Origin of the sequence: Limisphaera sp. VF-2, from assembly GCF_049537125.1 — a bacterium.
In the GTDB taxonomy this organism is placed as follows: Bacteria; Verrucomicrobiota; Verrucomicrobiia; order Limisphaerales; family Limisphaeraceae; genus Limisphaera.
This window is the reverse complement of sequence record NZ_JBMVQY010000001.1, coordinates 1340703-1358024: the sequence shown is the minus strand read 5'-3', so window position 1 is coordinate 1358024 and position 17322 is coordinate 1340703. Positions and strand designations below refer to the sequence as shown.

8 protein-coding genes are annotated in these 17322 nt (G+C 67.3%); 7 read left to right on the top strand and 1 reads right to left on the bottom strand.

Annotation, left to right across the window (positions count from 1 at the left end; translation table 11 throughout):
* Window positions 1-1475: 1475 nt before the first annotated feature.
* On the top strand, window positions 1476-3773 hold the full coding sequence (gene priA / locus ACPDIT_RS04875; protein ID WP_423442049.1) for a replication restart helicase PriA: 2298 nt from the start codon (window positions 1476-1478) through the stop codon (window positions 3771-3773).
* 43 nt (window positions 3774-3816) lie between these two features.
* Here the strand turns inward: priA and ACPDIT_RS04870 are convergent, their stop codons facing one another.
* On the bottom strand, window positions 3817-4638 hold the full coding sequence (locus tag ACPDIT_RS04870) for an RluA family pseudouridine synthase (RefSeq protein WP_423442048.1): 822 nt from the start codon (window positions 4636-4638) through the stop codon (window positions 3817-3819).
* 625 nt (window positions 4639-5263) lie between these two features.
* Between ACPDIT_RS04870 and ACPDIT_RS04865 the strand changes: the two genes are divergently transcribed.
* The 6 genes from ACPDIT_RS04865 to ACPDIT_RS04840 all read left to right on the top strand — a co-directional run bounded on the left by ACPDIT_RS04865 (window position 5264) and on the right by ACPDIT_RS04840 (window position 17321).
* Window positions 5264-6115, top strand: a complete 852-nt coding sequence (locus tag ACPDIT_RS04865) for a serine/threonine-protein kinase (protein WP_423442047.1) — start codon at window positions 5264-5266, stop codon at window positions 6113-6115.
* Between the two features lie 87 nt (window positions 6116-6202).
* Entirely contained in the window at window positions 6203-10048 is a 3846-nt protein-coding gene (gene metH / locus ACPDIT_RS04860; RefSeq protein WP_423442046.1) for a methionine synthase, read from the top strand.
* 103 nt (window positions 10049-10151) lie between these two features.
* Window positions 10152-11156, top strand: a complete 1005-nt coding sequence (locus ACPDIT_RS04855; RefSeq protein ID WP_423442045.1) for a 3-keto-disaccharide hydrolase — start codon at window positions 10152-10154, stop codon at window positions 11154-11156.
* Window positions 11157-11344: 188 nt separating this feature from the next.
* Window positions 11345-12865, top strand: coding sequence for an efflux transporter outer membrane subunit (locus tag ACPDIT_RS04850; protein WP_423442044.1), 1521 nt, complete (start codon window positions 11345-11347; stop codon window positions 12863-12865).
* Entirely contained in the window at window positions 12862-14151 is a 1290-nt protein-coding gene (locus tag ACPDIT_RS04845; protein WP_423442043.1) for an efflux RND transporter periplasmic adaptor subunit, read from the top strand. The genes ACPDIT_RS04850 and ACPDIT_RS04845 overlap by 4 nt, the downstream gene beginning before the upstream one ends.
* Window positions 14148-17321 (top strand): efflux RND transporter permease subunit, encoded by a 3174-nt coding sequence (locus tag ACPDIT_RS04840; RefSeq protein WP_423442042.1) that lies wholly within the window; start codon window positions 14148-14150, stop codon window positions 17319-17321. The genes ACPDIT_RS04845 and ACPDIT_RS04840 overlap by 4 nt, the downstream gene beginning before the upstream one ends.
* Window position 17322: the final 1 nt, after the last annotated feature.

The following is a 17322-nucleotide window of genomic DNA, read 5'->3' as shown; positions in this document are numbered from 1 at the left end:
AGTTCGGCGCAGCGCGGAGGATGCAGGTCCGGTCGCCGCAACACTTCCTTCCGTGAGTTCTCCTTGTCGCCTTGGAGCCGATGCCGATCCAAGATCACCGCCGCCCCCGTCCGGCTCGGGTCACAGGCCACAAACCGATGGTCCCAGAAAAACTCGTCGGCCCGCCGGAAATGCACCGCGGCAAACGTCTGCGGCTTCTGACATTCCTCGGGTGGAGCCGCACCCGCCAGTGTTGCTCGACGATCGCCGAGCCGACCCGCCCCCGACGCCGGCCGGCCCCATCCGTCGCGTTCCAGCGCATCACCCGCATCCGGCGGGTTTCGGTTACCGAATCGTACATCCGTCGCGCGGCGCGAAGAAGGTTCCCGTTCCGCCCCGGACTAGGGCGGCGCATTTCAGGGTTTTTGGGTCGCCCGAAGGCCGGGCTGGATTCCGGGACCTCGTCGGCACGGAGAACCTGAGGGAAAACGGCATTCCCGTGGGGTTCGCGAATCCGGGACTCCAACAGTGGGCTGCGACCAGATCCAGGCCGTGCGCCACAAGACGGATGCGCGTCTCCAACCGGACCCCGTCCGAATTGCCTCGTGCCACCCCGAGGTTCATCGCCCCCGTACACCTCCGCGGCTCAGTACTCCCTCCAAGCCGATCTGGTCGCACGGTACCGGCTGGGCAGCACGACTGATCCACCCACAGAAAGCTGACGACCCGGTAGCCCACACCACTCGAAAAGGCCGTTTGAAGCCCGCGCGCTCGGCTCTCAACCCCACGGACCACGCAGATCCAAACAGACACGAGATTTCCATTTGAAGCCAGCACGACAGCCAGTTGGTCAAGGACTCGCTCCTGAAAAAAGAGATACCGAGGCCAACGTCCGCACGATCTCCGCTCATCATTGGTCTTCTATGTGCCCTGTGTGTTTTGTGGGCTTTCCGCAAACGTGGCCCGGGGCTGCTCTTCCGAGGGCGCCGAGAACGCCGCCCGATGCTCAGCCCAGGTTGCCCGGGCTGCCGCATGGCAAAGGTCCGGCCTGCGGGCGCTCCGGAAGTTCGCCAGAGCTGCGAACAGGAGATCCTGTAAACTCCGCCGGGTGAGCTGAACCTCGAAGATTCGCCGGCGTGTCGGACACGTCCCGAGCGTCGCGGCCTCCTGCGGGCGGGAAGGCCGCGGTCGGGCAGATTGGAACCCTGCGCCTCGAGCGGGGGCACAGCCCGGGGGCGGGGTGCATCATTCCCGTCGCGTGTTCTCCGCGGGACCGGAGAACCTGCGAGTGCGACCTCCCGAGCCTGCGCAGAGGGTCCGACCCCGGACGGCCGCGACACTGGGAGCCGCCCAACTCGGGGGAATGCCAACTCGGGGGAATGTTTCGCAGATGCGAGGTCGGCCCGCGGGGGTACGCCGGGGGAACGACAGACGCCGCGCACGAGAATGCACACGGGCCTGCCCTCCTCGGGGGCAATGGATTAGACTCGGGGGGAATGATTGCTCGGGTGACATTGGAGCTGGCCCTGGGTCGGGAGTTCGATTACGCCGTGCCCGACGAATGGGCCGGCCAGGTCGCTGTGGGCTCGCGGGTGGAGGTGCCGCTGGGCCGGCGCAAGGTGTTGGGTATCGTGACCGACCTGGCCGAGGCTTCCGGGCAGGTACATCTGAAACCGATTCTGCGCGTGGTGGGAGGGCAGGCCCTGGTCACACCGGTCCTGCTGCGGCTGGCACGCTGGATGGCCGAGTACTATTGCTGCCCCCCGGAGTTGGCGTTGCGCAGCGTCTTGCCAGAGGCGGTTCGCCGACCGGAGGCCGGCTGGCGACAGCGCCTGCAAGTGCGGATGGTTCCGGCGCAGGGGCCGTTGCCCAAACTGCCGAAGCGACAGCGGGAGGTCTGGCACGTGGTCGAAGAGCGGCGTTGCCTGCCGCTGACGGAGCTGCTGGAGCTGACGGGGGCATCGCTCAGCACCGTGCGACGTCTGGAAGACAAGGGGCTGGTGGAGATTGTTCCGCAGGTCGAAGAACGCGATCCCTACGGACGGGAACAGATTCTGCCCACGGAGCCTCTGCCGTTGAACGAAGCGCAGCGGCGTGCCCTGGCGGCAATTCGGGAGGCTCTCGACCGCTTGTGTGGGCTGCAGCTCAAGCCGTCCGAAGAGAGCGAAGCCCGGGAGCCGTCGGCCGCCGGGGCGGGGAAGGAAGGCGCCGCACTCTCCAGGACGTTCCTGTTGCACGGGGTGACGGGCAGCGGAAAGACCGAGGTGTATTTGCAGGCCATGGCCGCGGCGCTGGAACGGGGACGCGGGGCCATCGTGCTGGTGCCGGAGATCGCGCTGACGCCCCAGACGGTGGAGCGGTTCAAGGCCCGTTTCAGCTCGGGACCGCATCGCACCCTGGTGGCGGTGCTCCACAGTCACCTGTCCGCCGGCGAACGTCACGACGAATGGCACAAGATTCGGCAGGGCCGTGCCCGCATTGTGATCGGGGCACGATCCGCGGTATTCGCGCCGGTGCAAAACCTGGGCCTGATCATCGTCGACGAGGAACACGAGCCGACGTACAAGCAGGAAGAGGCGCCGCGGTATCATGCACGCGACGTGGCCGTGCTGCGGGGGCAGATGGAGGGGGCGGTGGTGGTTCTGGGTTCGGCGACGCCCTCGCTGGAGAGTTACTGGAACGCCCGCCGGGGCAAGTACCGGTTGTTGGTGCTCCCGGAGCGGGTGGATCAGCAGAAAATGCCGCGGGTGCGGGTGGTGGACATGCGGCAGGCGGCCCGGGCGGAACGGGGTGTGCCCGTGTTTTCGCCGCAGTTGCGGGAGGCGATCCTGCAGCGGCTGGAGAAACGCGAGCAGGTCATCCTCTTCCTCAACCGGCGCGGGTACGCCACCGCGCTGCAGTGTCCCCGTTGCGGTTACGTCGCCCAGTGCCCCAATTGCAGCGTGGCCCTGACCTATCACCGGGCCGGACAGCACCTGCTCTGTCACATCTGCGGCGAGCGCCGTCCGGCGCCGTCCGCCTGCCCCAACGAAACCTGCCGGGACCCGGCCATCCGCTACGCGGGCCTGGGCACGCAGCGCGTGGAGGAGGCGCTGCAGCGGCAGTTCCCCCGCGCCCGTGTCCAGCGGATGGACTCCGACACGCTGAAGCGCAAAGAAGATTACCGCCGGATCCTGGCCGAATTCCGCGCCGGTCGGATCGACATCCTCGTGGGCACCCAGATGATCGCCAAGGGACTGCACTTCCCCAATGTCACCCTGGTGGGCATTGTGCACGCGGACCTGGCCCTGCATCAGCCGGACTTTCGCGCGGCCGAACGAACGTTCCAACTGTTGACGCAAGTGGCCGGACGCGCCGGCCGGGGGGAGGTGGAAGGCGAGGTGATCATCCAGTCCTTCACGCCGTATCATCCGGCCATTCAATACGCGCGCCGCCACGATTTCGAAGGGTTTTACGAGCAGGAAATGGAGTTTCGCGCCCAGTTGGAGTACCCGCCCCTGACGCGCGTGGCCCTGGTGACCCTGCGCGGACGCAACGAGGACAAGGTCAGGTTCGTGGCGGAGCACGTGCGTCGGGACTTGTCCCGGCGTTTGGAGGGGTTCTCAGAGCTGAAAATGACCGGACCGGCACCCGCGCCCCTGGAGCGGGCTCAGACTTACTATCGCTACCATTTGATGTTGCGTACCCGCCGCATGCCGGCGTTGAGTCGCGAACTTGGCGCGTGGCTCAAGGAGACCACGCTGCCCGAGGACGTGCATCTGACGGTGGACGTGGATCCGGTGAGTTTGCTGTGAATGCGCGCCGGGCTTGCGGACCGCGGCCCGCGCGGTCCCGGCCCTACAAGGCCACGCCTGCGTCGGCCAGGAATTGCCGGAAAGTGGTCGGAGCGGGGGCGGTGAAGTGCCACCTCCGACCGCGCCAGCAAAAGGACAGCTCGGCCGCGTGCAACGCGTGGTGCGGCAGGATCAACCGTGCCTGCTGGATGGCGGTCAGTCGGCCCAGGACGAAATCGAGGTAGAGGGACGGATCGCCCCCGTAGAGTTTGTCGCCCACGATCGGGTGGCCCAGGTGAGCCAGATGGATGCGGAGCTGGTGTTTGCGGCCGGTGCGAGGCCGGAGGCGCAACAGGCTGAACGGCTGTGGCGGGCCGTCCGGTGCTGCGGGGTTCGCCCCGCCGACTTCCTGGGCGGGCTCGGAATCTTTCCACCAACGGGGATCAGGTCGGTCGGGCACCGGACGAACGAACCGGCACAACACATGGAACTCTGTAATGGCAGGCGCACCGTCCGGACGCACCGTGTCCTGGATGGCGACCAGGGCATCAGGATCGCGCCCCAAGGGGGCTTCGATCCGGCCCTGGTCCTGTGCGGGATGACCGTGGACGATGCCCAGATACGCCTTCTCCACCGCCCGCTGCTCGGTCAGCCGGCCCAGCTCGGAGGCGGCGGCCCGGGTTTTGGCCACCAGCACAAGACCGCTGGTTTCACGGTCGAGGCGATTCACCATGCTCGGGGTGGCGCCGGGTCCCAAATGGGCGCGCAGACAGGCAATGAGACTGGAGCGCCCGTCCGGCTTGGTCGGGTGACAGACCAGACCCGGTGGCTTGTTCACCACCAGCAGATCCTCGTCCTCGTACAGGATCTCGAGCGATTCGTTCATGTCCCGCTCCCGGGTACATGAGCCGCCCGTTTGTGCCAACCCGCGGCCAACCCCGGGCAGCACACCAGAGTGCAACAAGACCGGCGCCTTGCAAAGGGCACGCCCTGCGGTCGGGGACGCATTGCAGGTTCTGGACACGCGCCAGAGCGGGACGGAATCTCGGGCGTCCCCGGCGCGGGAAAACCAGGGGAAAACCGCATTTCACCGGAATTCTCGAATCCCGGGCTCAAAAATCGAAATCCGTCCTGTGCGGATCCACGGACCGCACGGGCTCATCCACGCACCGAAGGCGCATCCCCCTGCACCAGCTCGTGACGACGCCCCCGGACCTCGGTCCCCCAAAATCCGTCGCGCCCTGAAAGGGCGCAATTCGGTAATTCCAACCGCGAGGGGCGGGCATATGAGCCCAGCGAGTTCTGCCCCTTCAGGGCGCGGCATACTGCGGGATCCGCCTACCCAGGGCGTTGCCCTGGGCTGAAGCATTCCGCTCCGTTGGGGCGGACGTGCAACGCGCCGAAGGCGCAGCCGTTCGTCCGCTATGGAGCGATGTTCGTTGCCCGGGGTGCGCCCCGGCGGCCCCAGGGAAGATTGGCGCAACGCGCGATTCCATGATAGAGAAGGATGCGTGTTTTTTTGGTGGCCCAGGAAGGTGCGTCCCCTGTCGCCGATGGCCCGGTTCGGGCGTTTTGTTCTGCAGGAACGGGTCAAGAGCGGCGGAATGGCGGAGATCTGGCTGGCTCGCGACGAGGCGCATCATCATTACGCGTTGCGTGTGATGCATGCGGACCTGGAGCGTCAGCGGGCGGCCCGCCGCCGTTTCCGGCACGGATGCGAGGTGCTGGCGCAACTCCAACCCCATCCCTTCATCGTCCGGTACTACGAGCACGGTCGCTGGGAGGGCCGGCATTACCTGGTGATGGAGTACGTGGAAGGGGACAATCTCAAGGAGCGATTCGCGCGGCACGACCCGGTGTTGACGGAGAACGTGGCCCAGCTGTTGCTGGACATGGCGGCGGCCCTGGAGCACATGCACGAACGGGGCTACATGCACCTGGACTTCAAACCGGAGAACGTGCTGGTGACGGCCGGGGCGAGCATTCGACTGGTGGATTTTGACATCGCGCAGCCGATCCCGCCGGCCCCGCGGCGTCTGGACCGCAATCCGGGCACGCCGGCCTACATGGCACCGGAACAACTGGCGCGGCAGCCGCTGGATCAGCGGGTGGACATCTTTGCCTACGGCGTGACGGCCTACGAGTTGCTGACGAACCAGAAACCGTTCCGCGGCAGCACGCCGGACGAGATCCTGCGGGAACAACAGAGTCCGGGTCGATTGCGGCCGCCCCGGGAGTTGAATCCGGACATTCCGCCGGGCCTGGAGCGGATTCTGTTGCGGTGTTTGCAGCCGGACCCGAACCGTCGGTACGTCTGGATGAGCCAGCTGCGGCACGACCTCGAGACGGTGTTGTACCGGTAACGGGGGAGCGACACTTTGCATCGTTCCATCTTGATGAATTGATGAGTGCGCTTGTCTCCGCGGCCGGGTGTGTCTATGTTCGGTGCCATGGAAGCAGGACTGAGCCCGGCCGCCGCGGCCCTGACAGCGCTTCTGCGCCAGCGCATCGTCGTCCTGGACGGCGCCATGGGAACGCTGATCCAGCAGCAGCGCCTTTCCGAGGCCGAGGTGCGCGGGGAGCGCTTCCGCGACCATGCCGGCAAACCCCTCCGGGGCAATCACGACCTGTTGGTCCTGACGCAGCCGGACCTCATCCGGTCCCTGCACCGTCAATACCTCGAAGCCGGTGCGGATGTCATCGAGACCAACACGTTCTCGGCCACCACCATCGGTCAACATGAGTTCTTCGGGCCCGACCCGGAGGCAGGGCGCAAGGATGAGGCCTATTTCGAGCGGGTGGTGACGGATGCACGGCTGCGGGCGTTGGTGGCGGACCTGAATCTGGCGGCGGCCCGACTGGCGCGACAGGCGGCGGACGAAGTGGCGGAGCGGACCGGGCAGCCGCGGTTCGTGGCGGGGGCGATGGGCCCGATGCCGGTGACGGCCAGTCTGTCGCCGGACGTGAACGACGCGGGGTTCCGCGCGGTGAACTTCGATCAGTTGCGGCGGGCCTACCGGGAGCAGGCCGAGGCGCTGGTGGCCGGGGGCGTGGACGTGCTGTTGATCGAGACGATCTTCGACACGTTGAACGCGAAGGCCGCCATTTTTGCGCTGGAGGAACTGTTCGAGGCGCTGGGCCGGCGGCTCCCGGTGATGATCTCGGGGACGATCACGGATCGGTCGGGTCGCACGCTCATCGGGCAGACCCTGGAGGCGTTTTGGATTTCGGTGGCGCATGCGCAACCGCTGACCGTGGGGTTGAACTGTGCGTTGGGACCGCGGGAGATGCGCCCGTTTGCGGAGGAACTGTCGCGGCTCGCGCCCACGTTCACCTGTTTCTACCCGAACGCCGGGCTGCCGGATCCGCTGTCGCCCACGGGCTTTCCGGAGACGCCGGAAAGTCTGGCGGCGCAGCTGCGGGAATGGGCGGAGGCGGGGTGGTTGAACATGGCGGGTGGCTGTTGCGGCACGACGCCGGAGCACATTCGGCAGCTGGCGCGGGCCGTGCGGGATTGTGCGCCGCGGGTGGTGCCGGAGGTGCCGCGCACGTTGCGGTTGAGCGGCCTGGAACCGCTGGTGTTCACGCCCCAGACGAACTTTGTGAACATCGGGGAGCGGACCAACGTGGCGGGTTCTCCGAAGTTTGCGCGTCTGATTCGGGAGGGGGATTACGCGGGGGCGGTGGCGATCGCGCGTCAGCAGGTGGAGTCCGGTGCCCAGGCGCTGGACGTGTGCATGGACGAGGCGCTGCTGGACGGCGTGGCCGCGATGCGGCGGTTTCTGCGGCTGCTGATGAGCGAGCCGGATGTGGCGCGGGTGCCGATCATGGTGGACTCCTCGAACTGGGCGGTGCTGGAGGCGGGGCTGCAGTGTCTGCCGGGCAAGGGCATTGTAAACTCGCTGTCGCTGAAGGAGGGCGAGGCGCGGTTCGTGGAGCTGGCGCGGCGGGTGCGCCGGTACGGGGCTGCCCTGGTGGTCATGGCCTTCGACGAGCGGGGGCAGGCCGACACGTTCGAGCGCCGCATCGAGGTCTGCCGCCGCAGCTACGAGTTGCTCACGCAACAGGCCGGTTTTCCGCCGGAGGACATCATTTTCGATCCCAACGTGCTGACCGTGGGTACGGGCATCGAGGAACACGCCAACTACGCGCTGGATTTCATCCGGGCGACCCGCTGGATCAAGCAGCATCTGCCCCTGGCCCGCGTGAGCGGCGGCATCAGCAATGTGTCCTTCAGTTTCCGCGGCAACAACGTGGTGCGCGAGGCGATGCACAGCGTGTTTCTCTACCACGCCATCCGGGCCGGCCTGGACATGGGGATCGTCAACGCGGGTCTGCTGGCGGTCTACGAGGAGATTCCGACGGAGCTGCGCGAGCGCGTGGAGGATGTGATCCTGAACCGGCGTCCGGATGCCACGGAACGGCTGGTGGAGTACGGCGAGCAGTTGAAGGCCTCGGGGGCGGCCGGAGGCGGTGCGGGACGGGGGGCCGCGGCGGACCTGGCCTGGCGGCAGTGGCCGGTGGAAGAACGCCTGAAACACGCATTGATTCACGGGATCGACACGTACATCGAGGCGGACGCGGAGGAGGCGCGGCAGAAGCTCGGCCAGCCGCTGGCGGTCATCGAAGGGCCCCTGATGGAAGGGATGAACGTGGTGGGGGACCTGTTCGGCGCCGGCAAGATGTTCCTGCCCCAGGTCGTCAAGTCGGCCCGGGTGATGAAGAAGGCGGTGGCCTGTTTGACGCCGTGGTTGGAGAAGGAGAAGGCCGCCCGCCAGGCGGCCGGGCAGGCGGTGCAACCGCAGGGACGCATCGTGTTGGCCACCGTGAAGGGCGACGTGCACGACATCGGCAAGAACATCGTGGGGGTCGTGCTGGCCTGCAACAATTACGAGGTGATCGATCTGGGCGTGATGGTGCCTTGCGAACGCATTCTGGAGACGGCCCGGGAGAAACAGGCGGACATTGTGGGCTTGAGCGGCCTGATCACGCCGTCGCTGGAGGAAATGGTGCATGTGGCGCGGGAGATGGACCGACAGGGCTTTCATCAGCCGCTGCTGATCGGCGGGGCGACCACCAGCAAGGCGCACACGGCGGTGAAGATTGCGCCGGCCTATCGGCATCCGGTCATTCATGTGCTGGATGCCAGCCGGGCGGTCCCGGTCGTGAGCCAGTTGCTGAACCCCGAGCAACGGGAGGCCTTCATTCGTCAGATTCACGAGGAGTACGAGAAGGTCCGACGCTCGCACGGGGCGCGGCAGCAGCCGTTGGTGTCCCTGGCCGAGGCGCGGGCGCGGGCGCCGCGGCTGAGCTACGAGGATCGGCCGGTGCCCGAGTTTCTCGGGATCTGCGTGTTACATCCTCCCGGCGAGGATCCGGCCGCGCTGGCAGAGCCGGGCGTGCGACATGCCACGGTGTCGCTGGCCGATCTGGTGCCGTACATCGACTGGTCGCCGTTCTTCCATGCCTGGGAGTTGCGCGGGCGGTATCCGGCCATCCTGGATCATCCACGGCACGGCGCGGAGGCGCGGCAGTTGTTTGCGGATGCGCAGCGTTTGTTGCAGCGGCTGGTGGAGGAACAGCGGTTGCAGCCCCGCGGCGTGTACGGGTTTTTCGCCGCGCACCGCGTCGGGGACGATGTGGCATTGTATCGCGATGCCGGCGCCGGCGAGGTGTTGGCCCGCCTGCATTTTCTGCGCCAGCAAATGGTCAAGGAGGACGGATCGCCCCACTGGTGTCTGGCGGATTTCGTGGCGGGACGGGAGGACGGGCCGGGGGCGGGCCCGGACTACGTGGGCGCGTTTGCGGTGACGGCGGGGCACGGCCTGGCAGAGCTGGTCGCGGAGTTCAAAGCGGCGCACGATGATTACCATGCGATCATGGCCGAGGCGCTGGCGGATCGGCTGGCCGAGGCGTTCGCCGAGTGGCTTCACGCCAGGGTGCGTCGCCAGTGGGGTTATGGTCGGGACGAACGCCTCAGCCTGGAGGACCTGATCGAGGAACGATATCGCGGCATTCGACCCGCGGCGGGTTACCCCGCCTGCCCGGATCACACCGAGAAAGCGACGATCTGGCGCCTGTTGGAGGTGGAACGGCGCGCGGGAATCCGGCTGACGGAGTCCTATGCGATGTGGCCGGGCAGCAGTGTGAGCGGGCTGTACTTCGCCCACCCCCAGTCCCGGTATTTTGCCGTGGGCCGGATTGGTCGGGATCAGTTGGAAGATTACGCGGCGCGCAAGGGGATGTCGGTGGAGGAAATGGCCCGCTGGCTGGCGCCGTGGTTGGCGGAGGGTTGAAGGCTCGGGTCGCGTTTCCGGGCAAATCTGCGCGGGGGCCGGAGCCGGCGGGCGGCCCCGGTTTGCGCTTGTGCCGGCGGGTGGGGTGTCCTTCATTGGGGGCATGCGAACGTGTTTGCAACCAGTTGGTTCTCTGCTCACAGCAGCCTTGTTGGGGATGGGGATCCTTTTTGTCCAAGGGGCGGCCGAGGATTATGAGGGCCGGTTTGCGCTCACCTTGCCTGACGGGGGCGCGGGTTGGTTGGGGATCTCGCGCACGAATGGTCGGTGGGTGGGCCAGATCATGTGGGGCGCCGGCAGTGTGGTTCCCGTGGCTTCGGTGGCCGTGGAAGGGGACAAGCTGGTGGTCACGCGCGTCCACGAGCGAAAGGAACGCGGCCCGGACGGGCGGGAAACGACGGTGCAGGAGCGCGAGGTGATCGAGGCCCGCTGGGTGGGGGATCGACTGGAGCTGACGACGCGGCGCCAGACCCGCGACGGCTGGACGGAACCCCGGCGCTTCACCGGCAAACGCATTCCACCGCTGCCGCCGCGGCCGGATTTGAGCCGGGTCCGGTTCGGCGAACCCGTGGTGTTGTTCAACGGGCGGGACTTGACGGGCTGGCGGCCGTTTGGAGGCAGGAACGGATGGCGCGCGGCCGACGGCGTTCTGATCAATGATGCGCCGCAGCCGCCCGGCCAGCACATCAGCTACGCGAATCTGCGCACGGAGCGGGAGTTCGAGGATTTCAACTTGCAGTTGGAATTGCGCCTGCCGCCCAACGGGAACAGCGGCATTTATCTGCGAGGGATTTACGAGGTGCAGGTGGCCGATTCGTACGGCAAACCGCCCAGTGCTCACGGAATGGGGGCCATTTACAGTCGGATTGCCCCCACGGAGAACGCGAGCAAACCGGCCGGCGAGTGGCAGCAGTACGATATTACCCTCGTGGACCGGCACGTGACGGTGATTCTCAATGGTCGCAAGATCATCGACAATCAACCCCTGCTGGGCTGCACGGGGGGTGCGCTATGGTCGGATGAATTGCGGCCGGGCCCGATCTATTTGCAGGGCGATCACACGAGCGTGGAGTATCGGAACCTGGTTTTGCGGCCGGTGTTGAAATAGGCGCGGCGCCGGGTGCTCGGAGACCCGGCCGCCCGGGAGCCCGCGGCCGGTTTGCATGGTGACCGGGCAGACTTTGTGGCGGACCGATCGTGGCGCAACGCGACCGTTGGATCCGCAGGAACGACAAGCAAGGAGGGATCGACTTGCGCCTCTCCTTCCATCCATGCAGGTGGGGCGGGTGGGCAGGTGTGCTTGACAGGGAAGCAGGCCGGGCTGCCGGCGGAGGCCTGCGCCCGCGGTGGCTGGACCTGACGCGAGCCTGTCTGCTGCCGGTGTTGGTCGGCGGGCTGATGGCGTGTGCGAAGGTCCCGACGCGATCGGGTCCGCCCGCGGTGCCCGTGCCGGAGCGGTTCAGTCGATCGGGCACGGCGGCGTTGCCGGACCGCTGGTGGGAAAGCCTGAGAGACCCCGTGCTGTCGGCGCTCATCGAGGAGGCCCTTCGCGCACAGCCCGGGTTGCAGGCGGTGTGGGCGCGGCTGGAGCAGGCCGAGGCGTTGGCCAGAAAGGCGGGTGCCGGTTTGTGGCCGACCGTGGAGGCCGAGGCCGGGGGCGCGCGGCGGTGGGAACGAGCCCCGACCGGGCCGGGCGGCGCGTGGGACACCCGCCCGAGTGCCAGCCTGTGGCTGGGGCTGGCGACCCGGTACGAACTGGACGTCTGGGGTCGGGTGCGGTCGGGTCGCGAGGCGGCGTGGCGCGAGGCTCGGGCCACGCGTGAACAGCTCCAAGTGGCGGCGCTGACCTTGTCGGCCCAGATTGCGCTGACCTGGTTCGAGCTGGCCGAACAACGGGCGCAGGTGGCGCTGTTGGAGCGCCAGGCGGAACTGCAGGCCAGCATGCTGACGCTGGTGGAGGCCCGATTTCGCCGGGGTCAGGTGGGCGCGCCGGACGTGTTGCGGCAGCGGCAGGTGTGGGAGAGCGTCCAGGGCAGTTTGGGAGTGGCCCGTGCACAGGTGCAGGTCCTGGAGCATCAATTGGCCGTGCTGGTGGGGCGGGTGCCGGGGACGGACCTGCCGCAGGCGCCCGCGGAGCTGCCGGTGTTGCCGCCCCTGCCGGAGACGGGAGTGCCGGCGGAGCTGTTGCAGCGCCGCCCGGATCTTCGCCAGGCGTACGAACAGTTGTTGGCGGCCGACGCGCGCCTGGCCGCGGCTGTGGCCGACCAGTTCCCGCGCCTGGCACTCTCCGCCGAGGGCACGACCTCGGGGGCGAGCAGTCGGGACCTGTTCGATCGCTGGCTGGCCACCCTGGCAGCGAACCTGGTGGCACCGGTGTTCGAGGGCGGGGCCCGTCGGGCCGAAGTCGCCTATCGGCGGGCGGTGGTGGCGGAGCGATTTCACGCTTATCGGCAGGCGGTGTTGGAAGCGGTGGCGGAGGTTGAAACGGCGCTGGTGCAGGAGCAACAATACCAGCGGCTCTTGGAGAGTCTGCAGCGTCAGTTGGAACTGGCTGACCGAACCGTGGAACGACTGCGGGACAGTTACAGCAAGGGAGCGGTGGATTATCTGCGCGTGCTCGACGCCTTGTTGACGCAGCAAAGTCTGCAACGGGCGGAGCTGCAGACACGCCGGGACCTGGTGTGGGCGCGGGTGCGCCTGTGCCGGGCGCTGGCCGGGGGCTGGGATTTGGCCCGGTCGGACGGGCCGGGGGATTGGGACGCGACGGAATCGGGCAGACCGTCCGACCGGTCCCGCGGGGAAGTGCCTGCGTCATGAGTCCACCTCACAAGTCGCCATTGTCCGTGGAGGAGACCTCCCGCCGGTTGGGCCCCGGGCGTCGGGCCTGGCGCCTGGCGCTGCCGCTGCTGGTGATGGGGCTGGGGATCGGCGGAGCGGTGTGGTTGATCCGCACGGCGCCCCAGGCGCCGCGACAGCCGCCGGCGCCGGTGGCGCGGTTGGTGGAAGTCGTCGAGGTGCGGTTCGGGCCGCAGCAGGTGCGCATCCCGGCCCTGGGCTTGGTGCTGCCGGCGCGCGAGGTGACGTTGTATCCACGGGTCGCGGGAGAGGTGGTGGCGATCCACGACCAGTTCCTGCCGGGGAGCCGGTTCGCCGCCGGCGAGGTCCTGGTGCAGATCGACCCGAGCGATTTCCGGCTGGCGGTGGCGCAGCGGGAGAGCGAGCTGGTGCAGGCGCGCAGTGCGTTGGCCCTCGAGCAGGGGCAACAGGCTGTGGCGCGGCAGGAGTACGAGCTGTTGGGCCGCGAGATTCCCGAGGCGGATCGGGACCTGGTCCTGCGGCGGCCGCAGTTGGAGCAGGCGCGGGCGCGGGTGCAGGCAGCGGAGGCGGCGCTGGAGCAGGCCCGGCTGAACCTCGAACGGACGTCGGTCCGGGCGCCCTTTGCCTGTACGGTGCGGGCGCGGATGGTCAACGTGGGCAGTCAGGTGACGCCGGCGACACCCCTGGCGACGCTGGCCGGCGCGGAGGAGTACTGGGTGGAAGCGACGGTGCCGGTGGACCAGTTGGAGTGGTTGTGGATTCCGGGCCGCAACAGTCCCACCGGATCGGTGGCCCGGATCTGGCGTGCGGCCGGTTCTCGTGACGGAGCCGCGCGGGTCGGGACGGTCCTGCGGTTGTTACCGGACCTGGAGAAGGACGGTCGGCTGGCGCGCGTGCTGGTTTCGGTAATGGATCCGCTGGCTCTGCAAGCGCAGCACACGGCATTGCCGCCGTTGTTGCTGGGGGATGCGGTGCGGCTGGAGTTGGAGGGGCGGACGGTGGAGGCGGCGGCGCTGGACCGGCGCTGGTTCCGGGACGGGGACCAGGTTTGGATCATGAACGAGCGCAACGAGCTGGAGATTCGGCCCGTGCAGGTGGCGTTTCGTGCGCCGGAGGTTCTGCTGGTGACCGGCGGGTTGCGTCCCGGGGAACGGATCGTGATCAGTGAGCTGCCGGCGGCCGTGCCGGGCCTGCCGTTGCGGCTGGCGAATGCACCGCAGTCCGACGCACGGGGGCAGGCAACCGCCTCGGTGGTCCGGGCCGATTCGCGCGAGCACCGGCCATGACCCCTGTCGCTTCCACGTGCGAGAGCCCCGCCCGGGGTCCGGTGGCCTGGATGGTCCACAACCGGGTCACGCCCAATTTGCTGATGCTGTTTTTCCTGCTGGGCGGGCTGTTGATGAGCCTGCGCATCAAGCAGGAGGTGTTCCCCGAGTTCGAGGAAGACGTGGTGCAGGTGCGCGTGCTCTATCCCGGGGCCAGCCCGGAGGAGGTGGAGCAGGGCATCATCCTGGCGGTGGAAGAATCGGTTCGTGCGCTGGAGGGGGTCAAGGAGGTGCGCGCCACGGCGGCCGAAGGCCGGGCGGTGGTGGAGATCGAGCTGCGCAGCGGCGCCAACAGTCAAAAGGCCTACACGGACATCAAACAGGCCATCGACCGCATCGTGACGTTTCCGCGCGATGCGGAGGAGCCGGAGGTGGAGCTCTTGATGCGCCGGCGCGAAGTCGTCGTGCTGGCGATTCACGGTCAGGCCAGTGAATGGACGCTGCGGAACGTGGCCGAGGAGGTGCGGGATCGATTGTTGCAGGACCCGCGCATCACGCAGGTGGACCTGCTGGGGGCGCGGAATTACGAGGTGCACGTGGAGGTGCCGCAGGAAACGCTGCGGGCCTACGGGTTGACGCTGGGCCAGATCGCCGCACGGATCGCGGCCACCTCGGTGGAAGTGCCGGGCGGTGGACTGAAAACGCCGGCGGGGGAGGTGCTGGTGCGGTTCAAGGAGCGTCGGGACTGGGCGCACGAGTTTGCCACGATTCCGGTGATCACGACGAGCAACGGTACGGTGGTGCGTCTGGGCGACCTGGCGACGGTGAAGGAGGGGTTTCAAGACGTGGACGTGGAAGCCACGTTCAACGGGCAGCCGGCGGTGAGCCTGGCGGTCTATCGGGTGGGACGGGAGACTCCCATTGGCGTGTCCGACGCGGTGCGGGAGGTGCTGGCCGAGGTGCGGTCTCAACTGCCGCCGGGCATCGAGTGCAGCATTCGCAGCGATCAATCGGAGATCTACCGGCAGCGGCTGCACCTGCTGTTGAAAAACGGGTTCCTGGGGTTGTGCCTGGTGCTGCTGTGCCTGGGGCTGTTTTTGGAGTTCAAGCTGGCCTTCTGGGTGATGATGGGCGTGCCGGTGTCGTTCCTGGGAGCTCTGTTGTTCCTGCCCGGCCTGGGGGTGACGTTCAACATGATCTCGATGTTCGCGTTTATCATGGCGCTGGGGATTGTGGTGGACGACGCGATTGTGGCGGGGGAGAACATCTACGAGCTGCGGCAGCAGGGACTGGATTTTGTGACGGCGGCGATTCAGGGTGCCCGACAGGTGGCCGTGCCGATCGCCTTCAGCATTTTGACCAACATTGTCGCATTCCTGCCGCTGTATTTCATCCCGGGGACCTTTGGGAAGATCTGGAAGGTCATTCCCCTGGTGGTGATCACCACATTTGTCATTTCGTGGCTCGAATCCCTGCTGGTGCTGCCGTCGCATCTGGCCCACACGCGGAGTCAGCCGCGCACCGGGCTGACCGCATGGTTGCACGAGCGCCAGCAGGCGTTCGGGCGCGCGTTTGGCCGGTGGGTGCACGAGGGGTTCGGTCCGTTCCTGGCCGCCTGCCTGCGGCGGCGGGTTCTGACGGTGAGCGCGGCGCTGGCGTTGTGGATTCTGGTGGTTGCCTATGTGTTGAGTGGCCGGATGGGAATGATCCTGATGCCGCGGGTGGAAGCCGATTTTGCGTATGCGGCGGCCACGATGCCCTACGGAACGCCCCTGAGCCGGGTGGCGGAGGTCCGGGATCGACTGCTGCAGGCGGCCCGTGCGGTGGCGTCCGAACATGGCGGCGAGCGGTTGGTCACCGGGTTTCTGGGCTTGATCAACCAAAACGTGGTCGAAATTCGGGTGTTCCTGACCGACCCCGATCATCGGCCCATTTCCACCTCGGAATTCACGCGGCTCTGGCGGGAGCGGGTGGGCTCGATCGTGGGCGTGCAGGCGTTGCAGTTTTACGCCGACCGGGGCGGGCCGGGCGGTGGCGCGGCGCTGACGATCGAGCTGAGTCACCGCAACATCGAGGTGCTGGACCGGGCCAGCGCGGCCCTGGCGGCGCGTCTGGAGGAATTCCCGAATGTGCGCGATGTGGACGACGGCTACACCCCCGGCAAGCCGCAGTATGATTTCGTGTTGAAACCCGAGGGGCGACAGTTGGGATTGACGTCCCAGGAGGTGGCCCGCCAGATCCGGCACGCCTTCTACGGGGCGGAGGCTCTGCGCCAGCAGCGGGGTCGCAACGAGGTCAAGGTGCTGGTGCGGTTGCCCGAAGAGGAACGTCGCAGCGAGTTCACTCTGGAGAACTTGTTGATTCGCACGCCGGCCGGACGGGATGTGCCGCTCCGTGAAATCGCGGAGGCCCGACGCGGCCGGGCCTATACCACCATTACGCGGCGGGACGGTCGCCGCACTGTCACGGTCACGGCGGATGTGGAGCCCATCAGCCAAACCTCGCAGGTGAAGCAGGCGCTCGACACCATGATTCTGCCCCAGCTGATGCGCGATTACCCGGGGCTGAGTTGTCAGTATGCGGGCCGGCAGCAGGACATGGCGGAGAGTCTGGAAAGCCTGTACGGCGGTTTTGCGCTGGCACTGATGGCGATTTACTTCCTGCTGGCCGTGCCGTTCCGCAGTTATGGCCAGCCCCTGGTGGTCATGGCCAGCATCCCGTTTGGGATCGTGGGCGCCGTGCTGGGGCATTTGTTGATGGGTTACAGTTTGAGCGTCATGAGCCTGATGGGCATGGTGGCCCTGTCCGGTGTGGTTGTGAATGGTTCGCTGGTCTTGATCGCCTATGCCAACGAGCGCCGCCAACAGCTGGGGGAATCGGCGCTGGAGGCCATCTTTCAAGCCACCCTGCGCCGGTTCCGTCCCGTGTTGTTGACCACGTTGACGACGTTCGGCGGGCTGGCTCCCATGATCTTCGAAACGTCGCGTCAGGCGCGGTTCATGATTCCCATGGCGTTGTCGCTGGGATACGGGATCCTCTTTGCCACGGCCATCTGCCTGGTCCTGGTGCCGTGTCTGTACGTGCTGATGGAGGATCTGAAGCAAGGGCTGCGCGCGGTGGGTCCACGGGCCGCGCCGGCGTCCGGCAGGGTGGAGCCGACGCCACTCGAGCCCGCCGGACAACGGGCTTGAC